The sequence below is a fragment of the Aeromonas sp. SG16 genome, from assembly GCF_024436135.1.
Classification (GTDB): Bacteria; Pseudomonadota; Gammaproteobacteria; order Enterobacterales; family Aeromonadaceae; genus Aeromonas; species Aeromonas jandaei.
Genome location: NZ_JANFNW010000012.1, coordinates 91,902 through 118,191 on the forward strand (window position 1 = coordinate 91,902; position 26,290 = coordinate 118,191).

At 60.5% G+C, this 26,290-nt stretch carries 22 protein-coding genes; 16 read left to right on the forward strand and 6 right to left on the reverse strand.

The features are described 5' to 3' along the window. Nucleotides 1–15: 15 nt before the first annotated feature. The 11 genes from NOM67_RS20260 to NOM67_RS20310 are packed head-to-tail and all read left to right on the forward strand — an operon-like array spanning nucleotide 16 to nucleotide 12,270. Nucleotides 16–1,419 carry an undecaprenyl-phosphate glucose phosphotransferase gene (locus tag NOM67_RS20260; protein WP_255939730.1) on the forward strand — a complete coding sequence of 468 codons (1,404 nt, stop codon included), beginning with the start codon at nucleotides 16–18 and terminating at the stop codon, nucleotides 1,417–1,419. Then, nucleotides 1,403–2,758 (forward strand): outer membrane beta-barrel protein, encoded by a 1,356-nt coding sequence (locus NOM67_RS21755; protein ID WP_255939732.1) that lies wholly within the window; start codon nucleotides 1,403–1,405, stop codon nucleotides 2,756–2,758. The genes NOM67_RS20260 and NOM67_RS21755 overlap by 17 nt, the downstream gene beginning before the upstream one ends. A 1-nt stretch (nucleotide 2,759) precedes the next feature. Continuing rightward, the gene (locus NOM67_RS20270; RefSeq protein WP_203974101.1) at nucleotides 2,760–3,299 is read left to right on the forward strand and encodes a polysaccharide biosynthesis/export family protein; all 540 of its coding nucleotides are present in this window, start codon (nucleotides 2,760–2,762) and stop codon (nucleotides 3,297–3,299) included. 15 nt (nucleotides 3,300–3,314) lie between these two features. Further along, nucleotides 3,315–5,456, forward strand: a complete 2,142-nt coding sequence (locus tag NOM67_RS20275; protein ID WP_255939734.1) for a polysaccharide biosynthesis tyrosine autokinase — start codon at nucleotides 3,315–3,317, stop codon at nucleotides 5,454–5,456. Then, nucleotides 5,453–6,667, forward strand: coding sequence for a lipopolysaccharide biosynthesis protein (locus NOM67_RS20280; protein ID WP_255939736.1), 1,215 nt, complete (start codon nucleotides 5,453–5,455; stop codon nucleotides 6,665–6,667). Before NOM67_RS20275 ends, NOM67_RS20280 begins: the two co-directional genes overlap by 4 nt. Continuing rightward, complete coding sequence (locus NOM67_RS20285; protein ID WP_255939738.1) at nucleotides 6,664–8,043, forward strand: capsular biosynthesis protein; 1,380 nt, start codon at nucleotides 6,664–6,666, stop codon at nucleotides 8,041–8,043. Before NOM67_RS20280 ends, NOM67_RS20285 begins: the two co-directional genes overlap by 4 nt. Next, nucleotides 8,040–9,050, forward strand: a complete 1,011-nt coding sequence (locus tag NOM67_RS20290) for a glycosyltransferase family A protein (protein ID WP_255939741.1) — start codon at nucleotides 8,040–8,042, stop codon at nucleotides 9,048–9,050. Before NOM67_RS20285 ends, NOM67_RS20290 begins: the two co-directional genes overlap by 4 nt. Next, nucleotides 9,047–10,264: a glycosyltransferase family 4 protein gene (locus NOM67_RS20295; protein ID WP_255939744.1), complete on the forward strand. Its 1,218-nt coding sequence runs from the start codon at nucleotides 9,047–9,049 to the stop codon at nucleotides 10,262–10,264. The genes NOM67_RS20290 and NOM67_RS20295 overlap by 4 nt, the downstream gene beginning before the upstream one ends. Then, a complete protein-coding gene (locus tag NOM67_RS20300) occupies nucleotides 10,261–10,752 on the forward strand; it encodes a serine acetyltransferase (protein ID WP_255939747.1) in 492 nt (163 codons plus the stop codon). Before NOM67_RS20295 ends, NOM67_RS20300 begins: the two co-directional genes overlap by 4 nt. Then, complete coding sequence (locus NOM67_RS20305; RefSeq protein ID WP_255939750.1) at nucleotides 10,739–11,866, forward strand: glycosyltransferase family 4 protein; 1,128 nt, start codon at nucleotides 10,739–10,741, stop codon at nucleotides 11,864–11,866. The genes NOM67_RS20300 and NOM67_RS20305 overlap by 14 nt, the downstream gene beginning before the upstream one ends. Further along, the gene (locus NOM67_RS20310; RefSeq protein ID WP_255939753.1) at nucleotides 11,863–12,270 is read left to right on the forward strand and encodes a hypothetical protein; all 408 of its coding nucleotides are present in this window, start codon (nucleotides 11,863–11,865) and stop codon (nucleotides 12,268–12,270) included. Before NOM67_RS20305 ends, NOM67_RS20310 begins: the two co-directional genes overlap by 4 nt. Before the next feature lie 32 nt (nucleotides 12,271–12,302). On the opposite strand, the gene NOM67_RS20315 is transcribed toward NOM67_RS20310, so the two are convergent. From NOM67_RS20315 to blrA, 6 genes are all read right to left on the reverse strand, one after another. After that, the gene (locus NOM67_RS20315) at nucleotides 12,303–13,700 is read right to left on the reverse strand and encodes a DUF4832 domain-containing protein (protein ID WP_255939756.1); all 1,398 of its coding nucleotides are present in this window, start codon (nucleotides 13,698–13,700) and stop codon (nucleotides 12,303–12,305) included. 134 nt (nucleotides 13,701–13,834) lie between these two features. Beyond that, nucleotides 13,835–15,184 (reverse strand): cell envelope integrity protein CreD, encoded by a 1,350-nt coding sequence (gene creD, locus NOM67_RS20320; protein ID WP_255939759.1) that lies wholly within the window; start codon nucleotides 15,182–15,184, stop codon nucleotides 13,835–13,837. 115 nt (nucleotides 15,185–15,299) lie between these two features. Then, complete coding sequence (locus NOM67_RS20325) at nucleotides 15,300–15,779, reverse strand: DUF1566 domain-containing protein (protein ID WP_104016724.1); 480 nt, start codon at nucleotides 15,777–15,779, stop codon at nucleotides 15,300–15,302. 111 nt (nucleotides 15,780–15,890) lie between these two features. After that, nucleotides 15,891–16,685 carry an OXA-12 family class D beta-lactamase gene (gene blaOXA, locus NOM67_RS20330; protein ID WP_255939763.1) on the reverse strand — a complete coding sequence of 265 codons (795 nt, stop codon included), beginning with the start codon at nucleotides 16,683–16,685 and terminating at the stop codon, nucleotides 15,891–15,893. Between the two features lie 78 nt (nucleotides 16,686–16,763). After that, nucleotides 16,764–18,185, reverse strand: coding sequence for a beta-lactam sensor histidine kinase BlrB (blrB, locus tag NOM67_RS20335; RefSeq protein ID WP_255939765.1), 1,422 nt, complete (start codon nucleotides 18,183–18,185; stop codon nucleotides 16,764–16,766). Then, nucleotides 18,182–18,853 carry a beta-lactam response regulator transcription factor BlrA gene (gene blrA, locus NOM67_RS20340; RefSeq protein WP_041210465.1) on the reverse strand — a complete coding sequence of 224 codons (672 nt, stop codon included), beginning with the start codon at nucleotides 18,851–18,853 and terminating at the stop codon, nucleotides 18,182–18,184. The genes blrB and blrA overlap by 4 nt, the downstream gene beginning before the upstream one ends. A gap of 122 nt (nucleotides 18,854–18,975) precedes the next feature. Here blrA and NOM67_RS20345 point away from each other — a divergent pair, with 122 nt between their 5' ends. The 5 genes from NOM67_RS20345 (at nucleotide 18,976) to NOM67_RS20365 (ending at nucleotide 26,289) form a co-directional block, all read left to right on the forward strand. Continuing rightward, nucleotides 18,976–19,749, forward strand: coding sequence for a DeoR/GlpR family DNA-binding transcription regulator (locus NOM67_RS20345; RefSeq protein WP_041210464.1), 774 nt, complete (start codon nucleotides 18,976–18,978; stop codon nucleotides 19,747–19,749). Between the two features lie 56 nt (nucleotides 19,750–19,805). Continuing rightward, nucleotides 19,806–21,638 carry a glutamine--fructose-6-phosphate transaminase (isomerizing) gene (gene glmS / locus NOM67_RS20350; protein WP_139394394.1) on the forward strand — a complete coding sequence of 611 codons (1,833 nt, stop codon included), beginning with the start codon at nucleotides 19,806–19,808 and terminating at the stop codon, nucleotides 21,636–21,638. A gap of 143 nt (nucleotides 21,639–21,781) precedes the next feature. Next, nucleotides 21,782–22,609: a heteromeric transposase endonuclease subunit TnsA gene (locus NOM67_RS20355; protein ID WP_042066444.1), complete on the forward strand. Its 828-nt coding sequence runs from the start codon at nucleotides 21,782–21,784 to the stop codon at nucleotides 22,607–22,609. Further along, nucleotides 22,596–24,683, forward strand: a complete 2,088-nt coding sequence (locus tag NOM67_RS20360; RefSeq protein WP_255939769.1) for a Mu transposase C-terminal domain-containing protein — start codon at nucleotides 22,596–22,598, stop codon at nucleotides 24,681–24,683. The genes NOM67_RS20355 and NOM67_RS20360 overlap by 14 nt, the downstream gene beginning before the upstream one ends. After that, the gene (locus tag NOM67_RS20365; RefSeq protein ID WP_103422649.1) at nucleotides 24,676–26,289 is read left to right on the forward strand and encodes an ATP-binding protein; all 1,614 of its coding nucleotides are present in this window, start codon (nucleotides 24,676–24,678) and stop codon (nucleotides 26,287–26,289) included. Before NOM67_RS20360 ends, NOM67_RS20365 begins: the two co-directional genes overlap by 8 nt. Nucleotide 26,290 lies beyond the last annotated feature (1 nt).

Here is a 26,290-nt window from a genome sequence, read left to right on the forward strand (position 1 = left end):
GTATGAAGGCGACCCATGAACAAACGAATCATCAAGCTCGCAGACGCGAGCCACAGTCTGTTTTCCCGCTTTGTCGATCTGGTGGGAATTTCAGTCTCAATGGTGCTGCTTTCGCGGCACTTTGGTTTGTTTCATGGGTTGGACGAGATGTCACTGGCCACGCTGGGCATGGTGGTCTTCTTTCTGGTTTCCCAGAATACCGGGCTCTATTGCAGCCGGGTTCGTAAACATCTGGCGCAGTCTCTGCTGCGCCTCATCTTCTCCTGGTTGGTAACAGCTACCCTGCTCTACCTGCTGGTCTATCTGGTTCCCATCTTCAAACCCTACCACCCTTTCCCGCTGGAGCTGGCTGTGCTCTGGCTTGCCATGGCCTGCCTTATTTCTACCGGCTATCGGGTGCTTTACCGACTGGTGACCCTCTGGTTCAGCGGTACTTCCTGTTGTCGTCGTGTGGCCATTATTGGCGTGACTCCGGCTGGACTAGCGCTGGAGAAATCCCTCTGGGAGAGTCCGCGTCACGCTATCCAGATGCTCGGATTTTTCGATGCCCGCAGCGAAGAGCGCTTCGGTTACCCGACTCGCAGTCCTCTGTTGGGTGATGTTGACGAGCTGCTCGAGCTGGCCCGCAAAGGGCTGGTCGACGAAGTCTATCTGGCGCTGCCCCTGACTGCCCGGGAGCGCATAAATCACTACCTCTACGAACTCTCCGATACCACGGTCGATACCTATCTGGTACCCGATTTTTACGAGTACGGCCTGACCGTATCCCACATCGATCGGGTGGGCGATATCTATACCTTCAGCTTTTTCGATTCCCCGTTTGAAGGGGGCGCCGCCCTGCTCAAACGGATTGAAGATCTGGTGCTGGGTTCACTCATCCTGCTGCTCATCTCTCCGGTCATGGCGCTGGTGGCGCTCGGGGTGCGTCTCTCTTCACCCGGACCTGTGCTCTTCAAGCAGGATCGCTACGGCCTGGGGGGAAAACGGATCCAGGTATGGAAATTCCGCTCCATGCGCGTCATGGAGAATGATGCCGTGGTGACTCAGGCAACCAGAGACGATCCCAGAGTGACGCCATTCGGTGCGTTTTTGCGTCGTACCTCGCTGGATGAGCTGCCGCAGTTTTTCAATGTGATTCAGGGTTCCATGTCGATCGTTGGGCCGCGTCCCCATGCCGTGGCGCACAACGAGCAGTACCGCTCACTGGTGGAGCGTTACATGCTGCGGCACAAGGTGAAACCGGGGATTACCGGGCTGGCCCAGATAAATGGATTTCGTGGTGAAACCGACACCCTCGACAAGATGGAGATGCGGGTCAAGTTCGATCTCAAGTACATCCAGTACTGGTCGCTCGGACTGGATTTCAAAGTCATTTTCCTGACTGTATTCAAGGGGTTTGTCGGTGCATCCGCTTACTAGCCTCGTTTGCGCCGGACTGCTGCTCTCCCCCTCTCTTTCAGTCCGCGCCGAGGTCACCCCCGTATCCCATCAGGGGCCGCTTGGTCTGGAGATCCAGACCGAGGTGGAGAGCCGTTACGGCCACGACAGCAACCTGCTGTGGCAGCGTGACAATGGTCAGGCGATTGGCTCCGATTTCGTCGGGATCACCCCGGAATTTCGCATGGTGGGCGAACGCGGCCTGGATCGTTATCAGTTCAGCTATCTGGGTGATTATCGTCGCTATGGCAGCAGCCATGCGGATGACTATACCGATCACCAGTTCCAGTTTGACGGCAGCTGGCGCTTCTCCCTGCGCAATGCCTTCAAACTGATGTACCAGTATCGGCTGGGCCATGAGGCGCGTGGCGAGGGGCTGACCGAAGGCTTTATGTTGCAGGGAGATGCCTCTCCTTGTCCCAGCGACGCTGATAAGAAAGGTCGTGCGCTCTGTGGTGATGCCACATTCGGCAGATTTCAGATAAATGAGCCGCTGCGCTTCAAACGCAGCGAAGTGGGTGGCCGCTACAGTTACGGCGCTCCCGATGCCAGAGGCAAGCTGGAGCTGGCGCTCTCCCACAAGGATCTGGGCTATCTCGACAAGCACCTCTACCTGCATGACTTTGAACGCTATATGGCCGAGCAGGAGTGGCAGGAGAACACCGCCATTGTCGAGCTGTTCGATCAGGTGAGTCATGTCAGCCGTTTTCGTTACACCCTGCAGACCAATCTGCGACGCTATCCGGCCAATCCGCGCAAGGATTCCGACGAATTTTTCCTTATCACCGGGGTGATGAGCCAGCTGACCGGCAAGACCCGGATCGATGCCAATATCGGCGGGATCTACAAGCGTTTCGTCAATGATCCACAGGCAGAGAGTTTCAAAGGGCTGAACTGGGATCTGCGTCTGGAGTGGCAACCGCTCGATTACAGCAAGCTCGCGCTGCTCTCCAGCCGGACCATTCGTGATCCGGGTGGTGACGGCGGCTATGTCAGCAGCCAGCTATATGGCGCCGAGTGGCAGCACCACTGGTCACCCGGAGTGGCGACCACGCTCTCTTATCACGATATCCGGGATGATTATCACCAGTCGGTGGTCTGTGGTAACGACAACCGCCACCGTCAGGACGATATCCATCGCTGGGGCATGGACATCAGCTACGACATTCGTCCCTCCGTCAATCTGGGGCTCCACTACCTGCAGGCCGACTCCGGCTCCAGCTTTGCCGGGCAGCCCATCGACATCGGCGGCAATTGCTATGGCCGTGCCCTAGGTTACGACAAACAACAGCTTTCTCTTTCACTCAAGGTAGCCATTTAACATGAACAAAAGCGTGATGGTGATTCTGCTTGGCTGGTTGTTCAGCCTGTCGGTCTGGGCTGGCCAGAGCCCGCAAGGCAACGATTCCGCCTACCGGCTGGCGCCGGGGGACGAGGTCGAAATCCGGGTGTATGGCGAGCCGGATCTGTCGATGAAGTTCAAGGTCGATACCGGTGGCCACGTCAATTACCCCTATCTGGGTCAGGTGCTGCTGATGGGCCATACCACCACTGAGGTGGCCGAGCTGCTGACCAGAGGGCTCAAGCACGGCGTGCTGCTCGACCCCATGGTGACGGTCAACGTGACCACTTTCCGCCAGGTGTTTGTTGCTGGCGAGGTGGCTCACCCGGGTGGCTACGAATACCAGCCCGGCCTGACGGTGGAGAAGGCCGTCGCGCTGGCGGGTGGTTTCACCGATCGCGCCGCCAGACGGGATATCAACCTGCGCCTCAATGGCAGCGATCAGTTGCTGGAAGAGGTGAGCCTGCAACGGCAGCTCAATCCCGGCGACATCATCACCATCGAACAAAGTTTCTTCTGATCCAGGACGCTCTTCATGACTTCATTGTTGGTTGAAAATGGCCGTGCGCTAGAGAGTCGCCTCGATTTCAGCGGCCCCTGGCGGGTGCTCAAGGCGAACTGGTGGAAGGTGGTATTGTTTGCCGCCGTGGTGACCCTGGCTGCAGCCCCCTTTATCCTCAGCATGCCGCCCTATTATCAATCCAGTGCGACCCTGCTGCTGAAGGCAGATGCCAACAGCGCTTCCCCTATCGAGCCCGTCTATCGGGTCGATACCAGCCGCCGCGAGTACTACAACACCCAGTTCGAGTTGCTCAAGTCACGCCGGGTGGCCGAGAAGGTGGTTACTCATCTGGGCTTGGCCGAGCTGCCGGAATTCAACGGGCAGCCCAATCCGGACAGCTGGCTGAGCCGCATCAAGGGGCTCTGGAGTGCCGGACATCAGGAGGATGCCTCCTCACGCCACCAGCATGCGCTGGAGTATCTGGCCAGACACCTGACCGTCTCGCCGGTGCGCGATACCCAGCTGGTCAGCATAGGGTTCGAATCCCGCTCTCCCGAGCTGGCCGCCAGCGTCGCCAATGAGGTGGCCCAGACCTACATCGATCTCAATGTGGAGGAGCGGGTCGATGCCAACACAACGGCATCGCACTGGAACCAGAGCCGGCTGGTGGAGATAAAGGCCAGTCTGGAAAAGCAGGAGAAGCAGCTCGGCGATTTTCTTGCCCGCAATGATCTGCTGACGTTTCGCGGCGTAGATGGTCTGCAAACCGAAGAGCTCGGTATCATCACCAACAAGTACGCGGATGCCCGCGAGCGGCGGCTGGCGGCGCAGGCCGAATTCCAGTCCATTCAGGAGTACGGCCGCAATCCGGCGGCGCTGGCCTCCCTGCCCGAGGTCTCCAACCACCCCCAGATGCAGGATCTGCGCATCGCCCTCATCAAGGCCCAGCAGGAGCTCTCCGAGCTGGCCAAGCGTTATGGCCCCAAGCATGACCGCATCCTGCAGGCAGAGGCGCGCATCAAGGCACTCAATACCCAGTCAAACCAGCTGATGCGGGAGATTGCCGACGGTATCGAGGATCGCTACCAGAGCAGCCAGCGCAAGGAGCAGGAGTACCTCGCCCAGCTTGACGAGAAGAAGCGGGAGTTCTCCTCGCTGGCGGTCAAGAAGGATGAGTACAACAACCTGAAGAACAATATCGACAAGACCCGTCAGCTCTATAACGAGCTGTTTCGCCGTCAGGAAGAGACCCGCCTGAACGCTCAGCTGCACGAGTCGAATGCCATCCTCTACGACGCGGCATCGGTGCCCTTGCTGCCTGCCAAACCAAACAAGATGCTGTTTCTGCTGATGGTGGTGATCGTGGCGGGCATGGTTGCCGTGCTGGTAGTCATCACTGCCGGAGCTCTGCGCAATACCCTGGATCGTCTGAGCCAGCTGGTCTCCCAGCTCGGTGGGCGGGTGCTTGGTGAAATCCCGCGGCTGGCAGCCCTGCAAGATCAGAGTGCCCTGCTGCGGGTGGGGGCGGCCAATCCCAGAGTAGGGGCCAGTGCCGATGACCTCTACGCCATTATGCGGCTGGAACCGGGTCAGCTGCAGCGCATCATGATCACCTCGACCCGTGCTGGTGAGGGCAAGTCGACGCTGGCGGCACTTTGCGCCGCCAGCTTTGCCCGCCATGAGCGGGTGCTGCTGGTGGATGGGGATCTGCGCCGGGGCTCCCTTGGTCGCCAGTTGCTCGGGCAGGCAGGCAGACCGGGGTTGGCCGAGCTGCTTGCAGGCGAAGCCGATTTGGCTGCCTGTCTGGTGCCAAAAGAGGGATTGACCCTGCTGCCGGCTGGCCAGCCGGTCTCCTCCCCGCTGGCACTGCTTGGCTCGCCACGCTGGAGCGAACTGCTGGCAACCCTTGCCGGGCAGTTTGACCGCATCATAGTGGACACCCCTGCGCTGGAAGTCGGCAAGGATGCCCTGCTGCTGGGGCAGCCGCTGGATGGGGCCATTCATGTGATCCAGTCCGGCCAGCTGCCGGCCAGTTGGGTGCTGAGCGTGCTGGCACAGCTGCGGGATGCCAGAGTGGCGGTGTTGGGGACAGTGCTGACCCAGGTCGCCGAGCGCGATCTGGAAGGGGCGGAGAACCTGAGATTCTGTGGTGCACCCACCCGGGGCGCGCTATGAAACTGCTGCGCAGCATCACCACCATAGGGGGTGCTTCCGTGTTATCCCAGCTGATCGGGGCGTTCTCGGTCTGGTCACTGTCGCACAAGTTCGACATGGCTGCGGTCGGGCTCTATGCCCTCAGCTACAGTCTGGTGTTGATCGGTGCTCAGCTTGCCACCTTTGCCTCGCAACTGCTGTTACCCAAGCTGGAGGAGACCGAGCTGCCCGGCAACCTGATCTTTTCCCTGTTGCAGGTCTGGCTGCTCCCCATCCCCTATGTGCTGGTGGTGGTCTGCTTTTTCTCGCTGCCGCTCTGGCCGCTCTACCTGCTGACCGTGACCCATGGGCTGATCCTCATCGCCGAGAATCTGGCCCTGCGGGCCGGCCACTACCAGCGGCTCGGTCTGCAGCGTATCTCGGCCTCCGCCGTGGTGCTGCTCTGTCTGCTGTTGGCCCCTGACATGGCGCACTTCTATCAGTTATGGGCCTGTCTGCTGCTGCTGGTGATCGGGGGCTGGTTGTGGTCTGCCTTTGCCTGGCACAGTTCCATGCTGAGAGAGGCTGCCCCGCGTCGCTTGCAGCACTTCTTCTCCCGCCATAAAGCTCATCTGGCTGGTGTTGGCAGTGCCGAGGTGCTGGCGATGGTGACGGCCAATCTGCCGACCGTGCTGATCAACTTCTGGTTTTCCCCTCTGGTGGCGGGCTACTTTGCCGTGGTCAACCGCTTCTGTCTGGCGCCCGTGGTGATTGTCGGCAACGCCATCCGCCACTCCATCTTCTCGCGATGGTCGGAGGATTTTCGCCAGCGCCGTTTCAACGGGGAGGAGTTTCGCAAGGTGAAGCGGCTGCTGCTGGCGATGGGCAGTGCGGCCACCCTCGGGATCCTCATCTGCTATCCGTTGGTGATGAAGTGGTTCTTCAATGCGGAGTGGATCGCCTCCATCGATACCTCCCGCTACATGTTGCCCTATGTCTTTACTGCGGTGGCCATTTGCCCGTTGACCGTAATCGAGCTGGTGTTTGGCTCGCCCCGCTACTTTTTGCGGATCCAGCTTGAGCAGCTGCTGGTCGTAGTGATTGCCTTCGTGCTGTTGCCCTGGTTGCAGCAGGAGTACGCTCTCTGCGTGCTGGCCTTCTCTCTGCTGACTGCGGTGCGCTACGGCTTCGTCTTTTTGCGGGTCAACCGCCGGGCTGCCGAGTTGCAGGGGCGGATGGGGCTGGCCTCGTGAACAGTGCCCTCATCATGCAGGCCAATCTGCTGCTGTCGCTGGTGATCTGCGGCCTGGCCCAGTACGTCACCGGTATTACAGCCTTCTTCTGGCTGCCCTTCCTGCTGGCGATTGCCACCTTGATGTTGCTGCCGCTGCAGACGCGTTACAGCCCGCTGCGGCTCGACTATCAGGAGAAGGTGCTGCTGCTGCTCTACTGCGGCTTGCTGGTGCTGGCGCTGCTGGGCACCCTGCTTCAGCAGGGGGGCATGGTGACTATCATCGGTTTCAAGAACGAGCTGGCGCTCTCTCTGCTGCTCCCCTGTCTGTTGCTCGGCTTCTGCCGCGAGTCACAGATTTACCGCATCATGAAGCTGGTGGAGTGGGTCTTCTACTTGCAGATCCCGGTGGTGCTGTTTCAGGTGCTGGTGGTGGTGCCGAAGCGGGTGGCAATGCGCGGCGAGTTTGAGAAGTGGGACTCTGTGGTCGGTACCTTCGGGGGGGATCCCATGGGTGGCGGCAATACCGGTGCACTCGGCTTCTTCTGCCTGCTGGTTATGCTGATCAAGCTCTCCGAGTTTCGCCACGGCCTCATTTCGCGTCGTTCGGTCGCTTTTCACATTCTTGCCGCCTTTGCCATCTGCGTGCTGGCCGAGGTGAAGTTCGTCATCCTGTTGTCCCCCTTGCTGCTGGCCTGGGTCTGGCTCTCGCCAAGCTATGTCAGGGGGATGAAGAGCTATGACCTCAAGCGTCTGCTGCTGATTGCGCTGGCGATGACGGCGCTGGTGGCAGTGGCCGTTCTGGTGCTGGCTGCCTCCTACTCATCCGCGTTCGAGGGGGCCGAACAACAGGGGGCCATTGCGCTGTTTATCGACTCCCTCGGCTATATCTTCGATCCCAACCACATTAACCCGGAAACCGGCGAGCTGGGGCGGGTGACGACGCTCTTTTTCTGGGCCAGCAACGGTGATCACCACGGTCTCAGCAATCTGCTGTTTGGTTATGGCCTCAACACCACCAACCATGGCAGCACCCTGCCCGGTTTTCTCAACCCCCTGTTCAACGTGCTGCTCGACTCCACTTCCCTCAGCGTGTTGCTGTGGGAGGTGGGACTGATGGGCACCCTGATCTTCATCGTGCTGATCGTTCTGCTGCTCTGGTGCTGCCGTCCCCGTCCGTTGCTGGATCGCCAGCTGCTGAGCGCGGCAGATGTGCGTCTGCTCAGCTACCAACCCGCTTTCATCGCGTTCGGGATCGCCTGTCTGCTGAGCTTGCCTTACAGCCAGCTGCTAATGCTGATCCCGGTGCAGCAGTTCCTCTTCTATTTCGTGCTGGGTGCCGCCCTGGTGATCCGTTCTTCGGTTCGGCAGGCCACCCGTTCCTGTGAGGTGTCATGACTCCATCCCCCCTTATCTCTGTCATCATCAAGACCTACAACGAGGAGGCAGGGATTGCCGACACCATTGCCAGCATCAGAAGCGCTCTGGCCGACTACTCCCACCAGATTATCGTGGCGGACAGTCTTTCGACCGACCGTACCCAGGCGATCGCCTGCCAGCTGGGAGTCACTGTCGTCAGCTTGACCAACCCGGCCGATCGCTGTTGTGGCGTGGGGCCACAGCTTGGCTACCTCTTCAGCGAAGGGGAATTCCTGCTGCTGCTCGATGGCGACATGAAGCTGGAGCCGGAGTTTGTGCCGGCCGCCATTGCGCATATGCACTCCCATCCCGAGTGCGGTGGCGTGGCCGGGCGGGCCGAGATGGATGATGCCCACAGCTATGAGTTCAAGTCGCGCAAGCAGCGCATCAACCAGATCTATCCGCTGGGCGAGTCGCGCTGGCTGTGTGGCGGCGGTCTGTTTCGACGCAGCGCCATCGAGCAGATCGGCTATCTCACCAATCACAACCTGCATGGTTACGAAGAGGCGGAGCTGGGTATCCGGCTGCGTCAGGCGGGCTATCGGCTGGAGCGGCTTGATGTTCCCTTCTTCTTTCACACCTCCCACACCATGGACTCCCTTGCCCTGATCCGTTACCGCTGGCGCATGGGGTATTTGTTTGCCAGCGGCGAGCTGGTGCGCTCGGCGTGGGGGCAGCCCTATTTTCGCGAGGTGCTGTCGGTGATCCGCTCCGAACTGCTGTTCGGGCTCTACCTGCTGGCACTCCTGTTCTGCGTGCTGCTTTTCGTAGCCGGGTTGCCGTTCTGGTTGCCGCTGCCCGCGCTGGCACCGCTGGGTGGCTTCATCGCTCTCAAGTGGTTGAAGAACCGCTCCCTGCAAGATGCCCTGCGCAGTGTCATGAACCTCTCCATCTATGCAGCCGGGCTGGTGCGCGGCCTGCTGTTGCCCCAGCGCTCCCCGCGCGAGGCGCCCGCCCATCGTCTGATCCAGGAGTCATTGCCGTGAAGGTGCTCTTTGCCAACAAGTTCTTTTTCATGAAGGGAGGTGCCGAGACCGTCCTCTTTCAGGAACGGGAGATGGTGCGTCAGGCGGGTCATCAGGTGATCGACTTTGCCATGCAGCATCCGGATAACCTCCCCTCGCCCCAGAGCGGCTACTTTCCGGCCAACGTCGATTATCACCAGCGGCACGGGCTCTTCGATCGGCTGAAGATTGCCGCTCGCTTCATTCACAATCAGGAGGCCTGTGATCGGCTGGCGGAGCTTATCCGTGCCGAGCGGCCCGATATCGTTCACTTTCACAACATCTACCACCAGCTCACCCCGGCGATCATCCGGGTGGCCAAATCCCTGGGCTGCAAGACGGTGCTGACGGCGCATGACTACAAGGTGGCCTGTCCCAACTACAGCATGCTGGTCGATGGCGAGCCGTTCGATCTGACCCGGATCGAGGGTTCCTGGCTCAAGCTGTTTCGCCATCAGTGGCAGGAGGGGTCATGGGGCAAGAGCCTGCTGCTCTCTGCCGAGGCGGCCTGGCAACAGTGGCGCCGCAACTATGAGCAGGTCGATGCATTGGTGGCGCCGAGCGCCTTCATGGCCGGGATGCTTCGTACCCGGCTGCCCGCTTCCCGCATCGAGGTGATCCTCAATGGCATAGATGTCGAGTCGAGCCGCGAAAGCGGAGAGGATCGGGGGTACTTTCTGTTCCTCGGCCGCCTGATGGCCGAGAAAGGGGTCGAGACGCTTGCCCATGCCCATCAGCGCATGACGCGGCCGGCGGGCCTCAAAATTGTGGGCGGTGGCCCGATGCTGGCGCACCTCGGGCAGCATTATCCCAATGCCGAGCTGCTGGGGTTCAAGCAGGGGGAGGAGCTGCTCGATCTGCTGCGTCATGCCAAGGCCGTGGTGGTGCCGTCCGAGTGGTACGAGAACTGCTCCATGTCGGTACTGGAGGCGATGGCCTATGGCAAACCGGTGATCGGGGCTCGAATTGGCGGGATTCCGGAGCAGATCCGCGACGGTCTCGATGGCCTGCTGTTCGAGGCGGGCAATGCCGACGAGCTGGCCCGCTGCATGGACAGGCTGGTGGCCGAGCCGGAGCAGACGGCGGCCATGGGGCGTTCGGCCCGCCAGCGGCTGATCGACAACTACTCCCTCGCCAACCACCAGCAAGCTCTGCTGGCGCTCTACCAGTCGTTGCTGGAGGAGAAACAGAGATGAATTTCTGGCACGAGTTGAAAGCCGAACTGGCGCTTAATCCGAGCAAGACGGCGCGCCTGTTCCTGCTCTGCTACCGGCTGGCACAGGGAGGCCGCTTTATGAGGTTGCCCGGCTTGTTGCTGCTCAAGGGATTCAAGCTGCTGTGCGGCCTCGATATCTCGCCAAGAGCCCGGCTGGGTTGGGGTCTGCGCCTCTATCACCCGCAGAATATCGTCATCGGTGACGGCGTGCAGATGGGGCGTGACTGCACCCTGCGCCACAACTGCACCCTGGGCAACAAGCCTGATCGCCAAAGCGGCCAGCTCCTCTCGCCCACCGTGGGGGACGGGGTCGAGTTCGGCACCGGCGCCATCGTCATCGGGGCCATCGCCATTGGTGATCATGCCTGTGTCGGTGCCGGCGCCGTCGTTACTCGTTCCGTCCCGGCTCGCGCCGTTGTTGCGGGCAATCCCGCCAGAATCATTCGAGAAGATCATGAAGCAGATTAGTGTGACCGTACTCGGTACCCGGGGGATCCCCCATGTACTGGGCGGTGTCGAAACCCATTGTCAGTCCCTCTATCCGGAGCTGCACCGCCAGTTCGAAGTGGCGGCGACCGTGCTGGCTCGCGCCCCTTATGTGAATTACCGAAGCGGCGAGTTTGAAGGGGTGGCTCTCAAGGCGTTGCCCGCCCCCAAAAAGAAGTCGCTGGAGGCAATCCTCCACTCTCTGCTCGCGGCTTTTTACTGCCGCCGTCATGCCTGCGATCTGGTGCATGTCCATGCCATCGGCCCGGGTCTGGTGGTACCGCTGCTGAGGTTGCTTGGCAAGCGGGTGGTTTTTACCCATCACGGCCCAGACTATGATCGCCAGAAGTGGGGGGCGCTGGCCAAGTGGGTATTACACCTTGGCGAGCGCTGGGCGGTACGTTATGCCAGCGAGGTGATAGTCATCTCCGAAGTGATCAACGAGGCGATCCGCCGCCAGTACGATCGCCAGGATGCCCACCTCATCTACAACGGGGTGAAACGGGTCGAGCTACCGGCAGCGGACAAGAGGGAGCTGACGCTGGCCCGTTTCGGACTGACCGCTGGCAGCTATCTGGTGGCGGTGGGCCGCTTCGTCGAAGAGAAGGGGCTGCACGATCTCATCGCAGCCTATCGCCAGCTCGATACCGAGCTGCCGCTGGTGCTGGTGGGGGATACGGATCACCCGACTCCCTACAGTGAGCGCTTGCAGCGGATAGCGGATGAAACACCGGGGGTGATCCGCACCGGTTTCCTCAATGGCGAGGCGCTGATCAGCGTCTTTTCACAAGCCGCCTTGTTTGCCATGCCCTCCTATCACGAGGGGTTGCCGATCGCCCTGCTGGAGGCGCTCTCCTTCTCCCTGCCGGTGGTGGTGAGCGACATTCCCGCCAATCTGGCGGTGGCGCTGCAACAGGAGTGCTATTTCCCGGTCGGCGATGTGAGTGCGCTGGCAGAGCGACTCAACGCCCAGCTGACTCGCGGCAAGGTCGATTACAGCGACTATCTGCAGCGGTATGACTGGCAGCGGATCGCCGGCCAGACCATGGCGGTCTACAACAAGGCTCTGGGCCTACCCGCAGGAGAAAACCAATGAGCCAATTACCGCAGAAACCGCAGGGGGCGATAGACCGCTTCTACCGTGCCCTCTCCCCCGAGGTGGCCGAGAGCCTGAGTGAAACCCAGCGCAACGGTATCGAGCAGGCGCTGTGGCTGATGAGTGATGGCAAGTCGCACGCCATCAACGTCAACAGCGCCTTCGGCATCGGTCGCTGGCGCTTCTATCTGGTGGTGCTGATGGGACGGGATCGCCGTCACCGCGGGCGGGAAAGCGGCTTTCGCTTTCACCTCAAGGTGCTGCTGACCACCCTGCTGTTGCTGCTGGCGATTTGCGGCATGGTGCTGCTGCTCTATCTGGTGAAGTCGGCCCTTGGCATCGACATTTTCAAGCACTTCTCGTTCGGGGTGTGGGACCTGTTCAAAAAGAGCGTGCTGATGTGATGAAAGAGGGCTCCTGCGGGAGCCCTCTTGCGTTACTGGATGTCGATCTCGGCCAGACGATACCAGCCACTCTCTTCCAGACCGGCAATGCCGAGCTGCAAAGCGGGCTGCTTGTCCTGACCGATGAAGGCCAGCTCGAGATAGTAGTGACCGCGTGCCATCCGGCCCGGCAGGGTCAGGCTGTCGCGAGTGGTAGCCTTGAGGCCCGGGATCCAGCGGGTCATGTCGTTGCGGGTCACCAGCATGGCGCCGACCTGCCCTTCCTCGTTGACCAGCCGGTAGGTGAGTGGCCAGTTGCGATAGGCCGGCGCTACCCCGTCGTTGTGCCAGTCACCGTTGAGGGCAAGGGGAGCCCCCGGCTTCATGGTTCCCTTGAGGGTCAGCTGGTCCAGCACGATGCGATAGCCCATCTTGCGCAGGGCATTGTCGACGATGGGTCGATATTGGGGCGGAACCGGATCCGACTTGAGATTGATGGTGGAGGCGTGTTGGGCCAGCGCCCAGTCAAAGGTGGCCTTGACCTCCTCCATGGTGTACTGCTGCTGGCCTGGCCACTCGCTCAGCTTGCCGCACACCTCGAAACTGACCGGTGCCCGCTGCCAGCTGGAATCGAAGTTCGCCACATCGGCGCGGGCGCTCGCCAGTCGTTCCGGGTAGGCATTGCGCATGTGGCTCCAGCTTTGGGAGAAGTGGTGCCAGTCGCCGAGGCAGTCTGCCCGCCAGCCGGCTCCCTTGCCCACGGCATACTCGAACATGGGCAGGTTGTTAATCAGCATCAGCTTGGGGGTTCGCGGAAAAGCGGCCATCTGCAGATCAACATAGGGTTTGAGCTGCTCGCTGCTGTAGCGCTGCTCCAGCGTCGGGCCGGGGAAGTTGCTCATGTGCCACTCTCCCCATGAACCTATCATGCCGATGTCGACATGACTCAGCGCCTGGTTGCCATCGTAATGGGCGCCCAGCGCCTGAAACAGCCGGGTGGCACGGGCGAGGAACTGCGGGTCGCTGTAGTCGGGCACAAAGGTCTGGTGGTTGTTCACCCACTCTCCCCGAATCCCCTTGTTGATGAGCCACTCCGGAATCTTGCTGCCAGAGAAGGGCTCATCAAGGGTCATGACCCTGAGGGCGATCGACTGTTTCGGGGTGGCGTGCTGTGCCTGATCGATGGCCCTGTCGATCAGGGCAAAGTTGTATTCGCCCTCCCGTGGTTCCAGCTCGCTCCAGTAGAAGCGGAAGTAGTCGACCGTGCTGACCGGATGTTCGGCCAGAGAGAGGGGATGACCCCAGCTGTTGTGAAACTCTTCGATACCGACGCCGGGATTGTGCAAGAGGTCGTCGACCGGTTCGGGATGAATGGTGAGGGTACCGGCCAGAGCTCCCTGAGCCCATAGCAAGCCGGAATAGAGCAGGATCCTGCCCGGATGCATTTTCATGTGATCGTCCGCCAGTGGAACATGATTGCATGCTAGGAAATTGGCGGACAAAGGCCCAGCCGGTTCCGCTGTTTTCGAGAAGAACCGACTGAAGCCTTTGTTGTCTAGGTCAGAGATTGACGGAGGTTGTGCCCTCAGTCGTCATTTTCATGTCCGGCTGGGCGGGACTCGACACTCTGTTGCCCCATCACCTGATACCAGTCGAGCTTGCGGGTCAGCAGCATGATCAGCGCCAAGGTGGCGAACAGCAGCAGGGCGCCGAGCAGCAGAGCTATCTCTTCGGCCTGCAGCAGGCTGTAGAGAATGGCATAGACCAGCCCGAGCAGCGCAGCAAAGCCGATCCCCTGCTTCCGGCCACCCAGCACATGGCTGAGGTAGAAGCCGTTGAGCAGCACGCTGGCCAGCGCGGCCACCAGATAGGCCCAGCCAAAGCCGAGGTGCTCGGTCAGGGCCAGTAGCACCAGATAGAAGATGGCCAGCCCCATGCCCACCAGCGCGTACTGGATCGGGTGAACCCGCAGCCCTTTGAGCAGCTCGAACATGAAGAAGCTGATAAAGGTAAGACCGATGAAGAGCAGGGCATATTTGGCCGCCCGTTCGTTGAGCTGATAGTGATCCACCGGTTGCACCAGACTGACGCTGAAGGTCGGCAACACACCCTCCCCACCGTTCATCGCCCGGTTGAAGCGGCTCTCCATGTCGGTGGCGAACCAGCTGGTCTGCCAGTTGGCGCTGAACCCCTCCTGATTGAGGCTGCGACTGGCCGGCAGGAAGTCACCGATAAAGTTGGGGTGGGGCCAGTTGCCTGCCAGTTGCAGCTTGCTTTCCCGCCCGAGCGGCACCACTTCCAGCTCGTTCATCCCCTGCAGATTGAGCTCCAGATGGAAGGTGCCATCATGTTGCGGCAGGCTATCGAGAGGAGCATGGATCCCGGCCTGGGTGCTGCCGAGGCGGGCTCCCGGAGCAAAGGGGGTGCGCTGCTTGCCGAGCTGCAACTCGGGCACGCTGTTGATGCCGCGGGCATCGGAGAGCACCAGACTCAGGTAGGGTTTGCCTGCCACCAGCTCATCATCCCCGGCGAGCGGCGTGCTCTCTTGTAGTTGAGCCGTTGTCGGCAAACGGCCGGAGAGGGAGAGCCGGGTCTGATAGACCTGCGCCTGATAGATACCGAGCTTGCGCGGGGTCACCTCCATGGTGGCCTGCACGTCGAGCTGTTCCGGCAGCAGGTAGCGATAGGTCTGCTCCTGACGGACGAAGCGCTTGCCATCCTGCTCGACCGTCACCGAACGGGTATAGGGCTGCACGATAACCGGCCCCATCAGCCGTTGCGGGCCACTGCTGCTGGCCATGATGCTCTGGATCGCCTGATTGCGGTAAATCTGCCGCTCCCGGTTCAGCTCCATGATGGATTGCACCGGTACCATCAGTAGCAGGCTGAGCAACAGCAGCAGAAAGATCTTGTGGGTGAATATCTGTTTGACCATGACACGTCTCCTTGTTCTGTGGAGCGAGTCTGTCAGTCTGGCGTGAAGTGGTGATGGGCTTGTGTGAAGTGGCTGTGAACTGAGCAAAACGGCGCCATCAGGCGCCGTGGATTGTTCAGGGGCGGGAGCGCACCAGCCGGGCGGCTTGCGCGAAGCGATCGGTATGGCCATCGATCACTCCGTGTATAAAGTCGATGTAGTAGACCAGTTCCGGCATCTCCTCGATGGTGCTGGATGTCCAGTAGGGAGCGGCATTTTCCCCGTTGTCATGGATGTCCGGAAAGAAGTTGGGGTCTGTCATCGGCGCCCGGCAATCTTCGTCGAGCAGGGTGAAGAGCTCCTCGATGGTGGGGAGTCGCCACCCCTCGCCAAGGCGGGCCGCTTCATCCTTGGCTTCAAGCAGCGTCAGCAGGGCCGGTGTGCCCACGCACCCTTTCCCCTCCTGCCACTCGCTGCCCAGGCTGCACGCCTGCCATTCGAGCTGGTTGAGCCGATCATGGATGACTCCCCCTTGCCGACTCAGGCGATCGGAGAGGTCGCAGGCGGCCAGCGCCATGCTGGCCGGAAGCCAGAGCAGCCACAGGAATAATTTCATTTTTGTCTCTTGTGCGGATGGCGGTCAGCCCGGTGTCGGCGGGCTGACCCTGATGATCGGAGCGGGCTGCGAAGCTTTGGCCTCCAGCCCTGTCGTCAGGTTATGTGGGGATCAGAGCTTCTTGAGTTGCGCCGGCAGGGCGGCCAGCACCTCTTCTTTCGCCTTGAGCGAGGCGAACTGCTTGCCCGGTTTCTGCACCACGGTATGGACGAAGATGAGCTGCTTGCCCGGTTTGCTGGCCCAGCCGACGAACCAGCCGATCTGCTGATCGCGGTTGAGGCTGCCATCCAGTTTCTTCGGGTAGCCCATGCCGGTCTTGCCGTGGATCTGCCAGCCGTCGATCTCGCTCAACTTGAGGATATTGGCGGTGTATTGCAGGGTCTGCGCCGAGACCGGCAGCTTGCCGCTCACCATCTTGCCGAGGAAGCGAGCCTGCTCCTCCGGACTGATGGCGAGGCTGGAGCTGAGCCAGGCCTGAGTCAGACCGTCATGCTTGCCCGGATTGCCTGAGAGATCCCGGTTGCCGTAGTCGAAGCGGTCGACGTATTGCTGGAAGCGCTCCATCCCCAGCCACTCGGTGATCTGCTGGGAGAACCAGACCACCGAGTAGGTTTCCCAGCGGCGCGGGGTAGTGGTTTCGCGCCAGGCGGGCAGCCAGCCGTCATAGCTCGGCTTGTAGGGCAGCGCCGGATGCTCTTCATTCACCAGAAAGCCACTGTCGTAACCCATCAGCGCGAGCGGGATCTTGAAGGTGGATGCGGGCGGCAGCTGGCTGGAGCAGTCCCCTTCGCTGGAGAGGGTCTGACCGTTGCCATCGGCATAGAGAAAGCAGCCGCTGGCGGCGGAGGCCGGCATTGCGCAGAGCAGACCGGTAGCCAGCAGGCCGGAAAGAAGCAGGCGAGACATGGGGCGATTCCTTGGGTTGATAAGTGAAAGAGCGGCAGGATAGCGCCGCTCTGTGTGGTGAATGTGAAGTGGCCGTTGCTAGATGAGCGGCAGCCAGAGTTCGGCGATGGCGCCCCCTTCCGGTCGGTTGGCAAGGGTCAGACGGCCGCCATGCTGGTGGGCCACCTCATGGGCAAAACTGAGCCCGAGACCACTGCTCTTGCCCTTGTCAGGGCGCGGCAGGGAGTAGAAGCGCTCGAAGATCCGTGGCAATGCGTAGTCGGGAATGCCGGGGCCGCTGTCGGTGACCCGAAAACAGTAGCCATCCTCCTGCAGGATGCCGCTGAGAGTGACGCAGGCGCCAGCCGGTGAAAAATCGATGGCGTTGTCCAGCAGGTTGCCGATGGCCTGCTCCACCAGCAGCGGGTCCCACTTCTGTTTCGGCGCGCTGGCCAGCTCGGCCACCAGCGCTAACTGCCGGCGCTGGGCGATAATCTGGCGGGCATCGAGCGCCCGCTTGCCGAGCCCGGCTGGCTCTACCGCTTGCCGATCCAGCCCCTGCCCCGACTCCAGCCGCGCCAGCTGCAGCATCCGCTCGATCAGCTGCTGCATGCGGGCACTCTCCTGATTGATGTTGCCGATAAAGCGCCTGGCCACCTCGGGCGGCGGCGTTTCGGCCAGGATCTCCCCTGCCCCGCGAATGGCGGCCAGCGGGCTCTTCAGCTCGTGGGTCAGGCTGTGGACATAGCCCTCGATATAGCTCTTGCCATCGAGCTGGTGGCGCATGGTTTCAAGGGCGTGGCCGAGCCGATCCAGTTCGACGGTGTGCAGTTGCGGCAGTGGCGCTGCTTCCCCCTTGCTGACCGATTCGGCGTAGTGCACCAGTTTGCCGATGGAGCGGTTGAGCCACCAAACCAGCAGACTGCCGATCAATAGCGAGATGAACAGCATCTGGCCGGCGGCCTGCAGCAGCTCCCGTTCACCCCGCTCGATGGCGGGCATCAGGGTTCGATTGGGTTTGGCGACGGTGAGGGAGCCGATGATCTCTGTCCCCTCCCGCAGCGGTGCCGCCACATACATGGTCGAGCTGGCGGCATCGTCGGGATCGGTGCGGGTGCTACGGGCGCCATACTGACCGCGCAGGGTGCGGTAGACATCGTTCCAGCGGGAATAATCCTTGCCCAGATCCGTGCCGTCGGAGTCGTAAATCACCACCCCCTGCCGATCCGTCACATAGATGCGGTACTCCGCCTGCTGTTTGAGGTGGCCGTCGATCATCGCATTGATGGGATTCTGGTTGAGGCGGGCGAAGGCGCTGGCCAGCCGCCCGTTCATCATATTGCTCTCTTGCAGATCATCGAGCGCCAGCGGTGCCAGCAGCTGGGTCATGTCGACCAGGGTATCCTCGGTGGCGCTGCGCACCCCCGGTTTGATCTCCTCGACGAAGATCTCCAGCACGAACCAGGCGGCCAGCGCGAAGATCAGCAGCAGGCCGCACAGCAGTTGCAGTCCGAGTCTCATGCCAGCTCCAGGCTGTAGCCCAGTCCGCGGTGGGTGAGGATCAGGTTGGCTTCGGGATCATGCTCGCGCAGCTTGGCGCGGATTGTCTTGATGTGGGTATCGACGGTGCGATCCAGACTCTCTTCGGCATCCTGCCACACCAGATCCATCAGCTGCTGGCGGGAGTAGACCCGGCCCGGCGCCTGCATCAGGGTCTTGAGCAGCAGATATTCGTAACGGGTGAGGGCCAGCGGTTGACCGCGAAAGTGAATACGGGCTCGCTCCTCATCCAGTGCCAGTAGCGGGGCTGGCTGGGCCGAGGGCTGGCTGCGGCGCAGGATGACCCGCACCCGGGCACACACCTCCCGTGGTGAGAAGGGTTTGGCCACATAGTCGTCGGCGCCGATCTCCAGCCCGATCAGCCGATCAATCTCCTCGCTGCGGGCCGTGAGGAACATCAGGGGAGTGTCGGTCAGCGTTCTGACCTGCTTGCAGAGCTCGAAGCCGCTGATGTCGGGCAGCCCCACATCGAGGATCAGAAAGTCGGGCCGGCTCTGGGCCAACCGGCTCAGCAGCTGTTGGCCCAGAGTGAACCACTCCACCTCGAAGCCATCGGTCTGCAGGGCATAAATCAGGGTATCGGCGATGCTGGCCTCATCTTCCACCAGCCAGATGACTCTCTTTTGCATGGCATCCTCGTCGCAAATTGGCACCCCATTCTGGCATCGAACCAAATCGGATCCTATTTGCTGTTTTATTTTTCCGAAAAAGGGGCTAATATTTCGATGTTCTTTCGAATCGAAACTTAAAAATGACCAAACGTAATACTCAACAACGCCGACACACCATAGTGACCCTGGTACAAGAGCAGGGTGAAGTGAGCGTCGACGCCCTCGCCAAACACTTTTCTACCTCCGAAGTGACCATCCGTAAAGATCTGGCCGTGCTGGAGACCGGTGGTCTGCTGCTGCGTCGCTACGGTGGCGCCGTCCCCCTCCCCTCCGAGATGGTGGTGGAGTCGAACCCCGAACAAGTTTCGAATCGAAAGTTAGCGATTGCCCGTGCGGCAGCCGAACGGCTGCGTGACCACAACCGCGTCATCATCGACAGCGGCAGCACCACCAGCGCCATGATCCCGCTGCTTGGCAACAAGCGCGGCCTCATCGTGATGACCAACTCCCTCAACGTGGCGGGCGCCCTGCGCGAGCTGGAGAACGAGCCTACCCTGCTGATGACCGGCGGTACCTGGGATCCCCACTCCGAATCCTTTCAGGGTCAGGTGGCGGAGCAGGTGCTGCGCTCCTACGACTTCGATCAGCTCTTTATCGGGGCTGACGGCATCGACCCGGATCGCGGCACTACCACCTTCAACGAGCTGGTGGGCTTGTCGCGGGTGATGGCCGAGGTGTCGCGGGAGGTCATCGTCATGGTCGAGTCGGAGAAGATCGGCCGCAAGATCCCCAATCTCGAACTGCCCTGGTCAAGCATCCACACCCTGGTGACTGACGAGGGGCTGGCCAGCGAGGCCAGAGAACAGATTCAAGCCCAAGGGGTGACGCTTATCTGCGCCCCGGTCACTTGCTGACATCGAGCTCTGAACCATCCAACCGAATTTACGATTTGCATCTCAAGGAGAAGTGTATGTGTGGCATCGTCGGGGCCGTCGCCCAACGTGATGTGGCTGAAATTCTGGTAGAGGGGCTGCGCCGCCTCGAGTACCGCGGTTACGACTCGGCCGGTGTGGCGGTGTTCAGCGCCAGCCAACCGCTGCAGCGGGTACGCCGTCTGGGCAAGGTGGCCGAGCTGGCCAAGGCGCTCGACGAGCAGTCCGTCCACGGTGGTACCGGCATCGCCCACACCCGCTGGGCAACCCATGGCGAGCCCTCCGAGCGCAATGCCCATCCCCATGTCTCCGACCATATCGTGGTGGTACACAACGGCATCATCGAGAACCACGAAGAGCTGCGTGAAACCCTCAAGGGGCTGGGCTACGAGTTCAACTCGGATACCGATACCGAGGTGATCGCCCATCTGGTGCATCACGAGCTGAAAACCGCCGATTCCCTGCTGGCTGCCATGCAAAAGGCGGTGAAGCAGCTGCGCGGCGCCTACGGTACCGTGGTGATGGACTGCCGCGACGACAGCCGCGTGGTCGTTGCCCGCTCCGGCTCGCCGCTGGTGATTGGCCGCGGCATCGGCGAGAACTTTATCGCTTCCGACCAGCTGGCCCTGCTGCCGGTAACCCGTCGCTTCATCTTCCTGGAAGAGGGTGATGTGGCCGAAGTGACTCGCCGCGACGTGCGCATTTTCGATGTAAGCGGCAATCCGGTTGAGCGTGAGGAGAAAGAGTCCGATATCTCCCACGATGCCGGTGACAAGGGCGAATATCGCCACTATATGCTCAAGGAGATCCACGAGCAGCCCAAGGCGATCACCAACACTCTTGAAGGGCGTCTGGGCAGCGATCACGTGGTGGTCGAATCGTTCGGCAACGGCGCGCGCGCCATCTTCGAAAAGGTGGAGCACGTACAGATCGTCGCCTGCGGCACCTCCTACCACTCCGGCATGGTTGCCCGCTACTGGTTTGAAGAGATCGCCGGCGTCTCCTGCGACGTGGAGATCGCCTCCGAATTCCGCTACCGCAAATCCGTGGTGCGCCCCAACAGCCTGCTGATCACCCTCTCCCAGAGCGGTGAGACCGCCGATACCCTGGCCGCCCTGCGTCTGGCCAAGGAGTCCGGCTATATGAGCTCGCTGGCCATCTGCAACGTACCGGGCTCCTCGCTGGTGCGTGAATCGGCGCTGGCCTTTATGACCCGTGCCGGTGCCGAAATCGGCGTTGCCTCCACCAAGGCATTCACCACCCAGCTGGCTGGCCTGCTGATGCTGGTGGCATCTGTCGGTCACTGCCGCGGCAACCTGAGTGCGGCTGCCGAAGCCGAGCTGGTCAAGGCGCTCCACGCCCTGCCCCAGCGCATTAAAGAGAGCCTGGCGCTGGCCAAGCAGATCGAGACGCTGGCCGAAGAGTTTGCCGACAAGCAGCACAGCCTGTTCCTCGGCCGTGGCAGCCAGTACCCCATCGCCATGGAAGGTGCGCTCAAGCTCAAAGAGATCTCCTATATCCACGCCGAAGCCTATGCCGCTGGCGAGCTGAAGCACGGCCCGCTGGCGCTGATCGATGCCGAGATGCCCATCATTGTGGTGGCGCCGAACAACGATCTGCTGGAGAAGCTGAAGTCCAACGTGGAAGAGGTGCGTGCCCGTGGCGGTATCCTCTACGTCTTCGCCGATGCCGATACCGGCTTCAAGAGCGACGAGACCATGCGGGTCATGAACCTCAACCATGTGGAAGAGGTGATCGCGCCGATCGTTTATACCGTGCCGCTGCAGCTGCTCTCCTACCACGTTGCCCTGATCAAGGGCACCGACGTGGATCAGCCGCGCAACCTGGCAAAATCGGTGACGGTCGAGTAAGTCGCTGTCAGAGATAAAAAAAGATGTGGGATGAAAATAGAGTTTCATCTTTGAAAATAAAGTCTCACCATTAAAAATAGAGTTTCATCATTTGGCCAACATCGACTAACCTCAAGTTATCAACAGTCGATGTTGGCCTTTCTATGTCAGGGATTTTCAAGGGACTGAATCAGGGACAGATAGACAGACGGATCAGGGAAGGCCGTGGCCAGGGTCATGGGCCTGACTACAAGCCGTTTATCTATACCAGGGACGTATCGTCTCTCGGTCGTTCCCACCGCATTTACGGCAACAAATGCCGGCGTTTACACCACCTCCTCTCCGATCTGGAACTGGCTGTTCTCCTTACACTCGACTGGTCCCCTCATGTCATCGACATCAGGGAGCAGTTTCCACTACGTGTCGAAGACACCGTCAGGCTTGCCCAAGAGCACTGCCTCCCCCACGGCAAATTCCAAGGAACCGCACAGGTGCTGACCAGTGACTTCTTGGTAGACTTCGACGATCAGTCTAGGCCGACCATTGCCTTCCAAGCCAAGTACAGCGTCGATCTGGCGAAACCCGAAGTCATAGAACGCCTCGAGCTAGAGAGGCAATATTGGGCTGAGAAGAACATACCTTGGTACATCGTCACCGAGATGGATTTCGCCAAGACGGCTTTCAATAACATCCAATGGCTTTACCCGGTACAGACGGAGGATGCAGTAGCAGCAGATGACCTGGAACGCTACCTGGGGCTCTTTTCAAAGGAATTCATGCAAGCTCCCGACAGGCAAATAACCGCAGTGGCACAGAGCCTCGACATGGTTTACGAACTGGAACCAGGGCAGGCGTTGTACTGGCTTCGCCAACTCTTGGCCCGCCGTTACTTCATCTTCGACATCACGGCCCCTTACAGGACCTTGCTGGGAAGCCAGCTCACACTCAACGACGACTGGCAAGGAGTCACCCAAGCCTATGCTGCCGGTTAACCAAGTTTTCAGGGTTGGAGACAAGCATTTTCGCCTCCTGTGGTGCGATGCCGAGACGGCCTTTTGGATCGACCTCGAGGACAGGGCGGCTTGGCCGGTGCTGATAGCTACCAGCGAGTTGGAAAACATGCTGTTGGACGGTGCCGTGGAACCCGCCGAAGACCCGTTCTTGGACTCGACACTCAGGGAAATAGAGGAGGGCAGCCCGGAATGGGAAAAAAGAGAATCTGCTTGGGAAATGCTTCGAGGTGAGGTAGGGGACGTCGGGCTTTTCTTCAGGAAAGGGCGAGGGCCAGCCGTTATCCGAATCACCCAGACACACGGTGTCACCCACCAGACCGTCTACCGATTGCTGAAACGGTATTGGCAAAGGGGCATGTGCAAGAATGCGCTGCTTCCCGACTACGTAAAATCTGGAGCCAAGGGCAAGGCAAGGAAGCCAAGTGGGCAGAAGCTGGGAAGGCCGAGGATTGTTCGCAACGGGACGGGCAGCAACGTCACCGAAGACATAGCTCGGATCTTCCGGCAGGTGATCGAAGGAAGGCTTCTCAAGGAGAGCCACCCTGTCGTCACTGATGCCTACGCCAGCGCCGTGAATCTGATCCGGGCTAGGTTCCCGGCGATGACGGTAGAGGATCTGCCGACCCCGGAACAGTTCAGGTATTTCTTCAAGAGGGAATACACTGCGGTCTCTGTTGCCGAGAAGCAGTTCACTTCCGTGAACTTCGCCAAGGACGTCAGGCCCCTCAAGGGCACATCTACGGCCGACACCTTGGGTCCAGGTCATCGCTACCAAATTGACGCCACCATTGCGGATATCTACCTGGTGTCTGAACAGGACCGCAACCTCATAGTCGGCCGACCTGTCATCTACTTCGTGGTCGACGTCTTCAGTCGCATGGTGACTGGCATGTACGTTGGGTTCGAGGGGCCTTCTTGGGTCAGCGCCATGATGGCTCTGGCCAACGCAGTAACCGACAAAACAGCCTACTGCCGGGCGTTCGGCATCGACATCGAGCCTGAGCACTGGCCGGTCGGTGGCCTCCCTGATGTCATCCTCGCCGACAAAGGTGAGTTGAACGGCACCAAGGTAGAGCCGTTTGCCGAAGCCTTCGGTGTCCGCATCGAGAACGCGCCTGCTCGGCGTGGGGATGCCAAGGGAATCGTCGAAAGGAAGTTCCGCACAGTGCAGGGAGACTTTAAGCCTTACGTCCCTGGCGTGGTGGGGGAAATCACCAGCCGCAAGCGCGGCGGTAAGGATTACCGGCTGGATGCTACCTTGACCTTGCCGGAGTTCACCAAGCAGATCCTCGACTCGGTGCTGTACTACAACAACTATCGCCCCTTGTCCAAATACGACAGGTCTGAAGGTATGCCCGGCGACTTGCCGGCCATCCCCCTGGCGTTGTGGCGCTGGGGATTGACCAACCTAACCGGCCGTTTGCGCCAGGCGCCTGATGAGTTGGTGCGCATCAACCTGCTTCCCCACGACTTCGCCACGTTGTCCGACAGGGGAATACGCCTGTTCGGGTGCTACTACACCTGCGCTGAGGCAATGAAGTTGGGGTGGTTCCACAGGGGGCTTGGCCAGCGGCCATCCAAAGTTCAAGTCGCCTATGATCCGCGTAGTGCGGACCATATCTATGTGAGGCCGAACCAAAGTCTGAAGGATTACTGGGTTTGCGACCTTGCTGATTTCAGCCGGCGCTTCAGAGGGACCACATTCTGGGATGTATGGAACCAGACCAGGTCTGAACGGAAAGCCGACGCCAACGCGGCCATGGCGGCGATTGAGGAGCGCGGCAAGCTGCTAGAGAGGATGGAGGAGGTTACGGAGCAAGCAGAGGCGCAACGTCCGGAGCGGACGGGCCTCACCAAGAAGGACTTGGGTACCCAGATCCGGGAGAACAAGCAGCAGGAAAAACGCCACGAACGCCGCCATGCAGCCTTCAAGCCGGCCAAGGTGCAACAAGGCAAAATTGCAGACGTGGTCCCGCTCAAAGGCGGCAAGCTTGACGATTACGCCTACCCAGATATGAGCGACCTTATCTTCGGGGAGGGGGACGATGACTGATGAAGTTCGCCGCGGCGCCATCCCCCTAGCTAGCTATCAGGAGCAGCAACTGCCCGAGTACGACGGCAACCCCCTCATCTGCGCCCTACCGCCCATCCCCAGTTTTCAGGAAGTGGTAGCTCAGCTCCAGGCCTTGCCCTCCTTCGATCCCCAGGAGGTTTTGCTGGATGGTCGGGTCAGAGCCCATGCCATAGCCCGTTTGCTTCATGGCTTCTTCCAGCCCTTGACCCACCATCTGGAGTTGGAAGGCAAAATCAGCCTGATGATCCGTCAGGGCTACATAGGCCGAAATCCGGCTAACGGAGCCTGGTATTCACACCTCCAAAACGGCTACCGCCGAGTAGAGGAAGAGAATCTGGATGTAGCCATCTACCAAAGTGTTTCCTCCACGGCCAGCAGCTTGTCGCTGTTCGGTTGCTCGGGCTGCGGCAAGACCCGCACTCTGGAGCGGATCCTGGGGATGTATCCCCAAGCCCTCCACCATCCCGAATACAACATCACTCAGCTGACCTACTTGAAGGTCGACTGCCCCATAGATGGTGATTTGGACGAGCTGTGCCTGAGCTTCTTCAATCAGGTGGATAGGGTACTCGGAACCCATTACAGCCGTAGCCACGGCCGTAAGAAGCTGGGAACGAAGCGCCTGCTGGCCAGCATGTGCCAGGTAGCCAACCTCCATGCCCTCGGAGTCCTCATCATCGACGAGGTCCAGAACCTCAACGAGGCCAGATCTGGTGGCGCCGAAAAGATGCACAACTTCTTCGTGTCCCTGGTTAACACCATAGGGGTGCCCATCATCCAAGTGGGCACACACCGGGCCAGCAAGTTCTTCCAGCGCACCTTCAGGGCTGCGCGGCGGATTTCCGGGCTGGGCAGCATCCGTTGGGACAGGCTGCCTAGGGACGAGCACTGGACGAGGCTCCTGAAGCGCCTCTGGAAGTTCCAGTGGTTGAGGGAAGCTGTCCCCCTTGACGAGGAGTTGGAAGCAACCATGTATGAGCTGACCCAGGGGGTCATGGATATAGTGGTCAAGCTATTCGCTCTGGCGCAGATCCGGGCCATAGTGACGGGTGCCGAACACATCAGGCCACCGCTGCTACGTAAGGTCTTTGAGGACGAATTTAAACCTGTTCATCCAATGCTGGCGGCTCTGAGGAGCGGCAGACCGGAGCTTGTCGCCAAGTACGACGATCTGTTGATGCCCGAAATAGAAGGTCGGCTGATCTCCCTCTGCCGTTCGCTGGATAGGGTGGATCCACCCAAACCACCGTCGCCTCTGGCCAACGACAAGGCCAAAAAGCTGGCCTCCTTGCTCGAGACGATGGAGATCCCGCTGGACATTGCTATGCCCATGGCCGACGAGTTGGTGGCCGATCACCCTAGCCTTCCATTAGCGACATTGGTTCATAAAGCGACGGCCTACCTCGCTCAGGATAGGCCCAAGGCGCCGACCATCTCTAAGGTGAAACGGACCGAGTGGGGCCGCCTACCCCAAGGTGACTTGAGGCGGCTCTATGCGGACGGGCACGAGGGGACGGCCTACGACAGTTTCAAGAAAGCAGGTTTGGTGTTCAACCTACAGTCGCTGCTGGGAAAGGCGGGCTGAG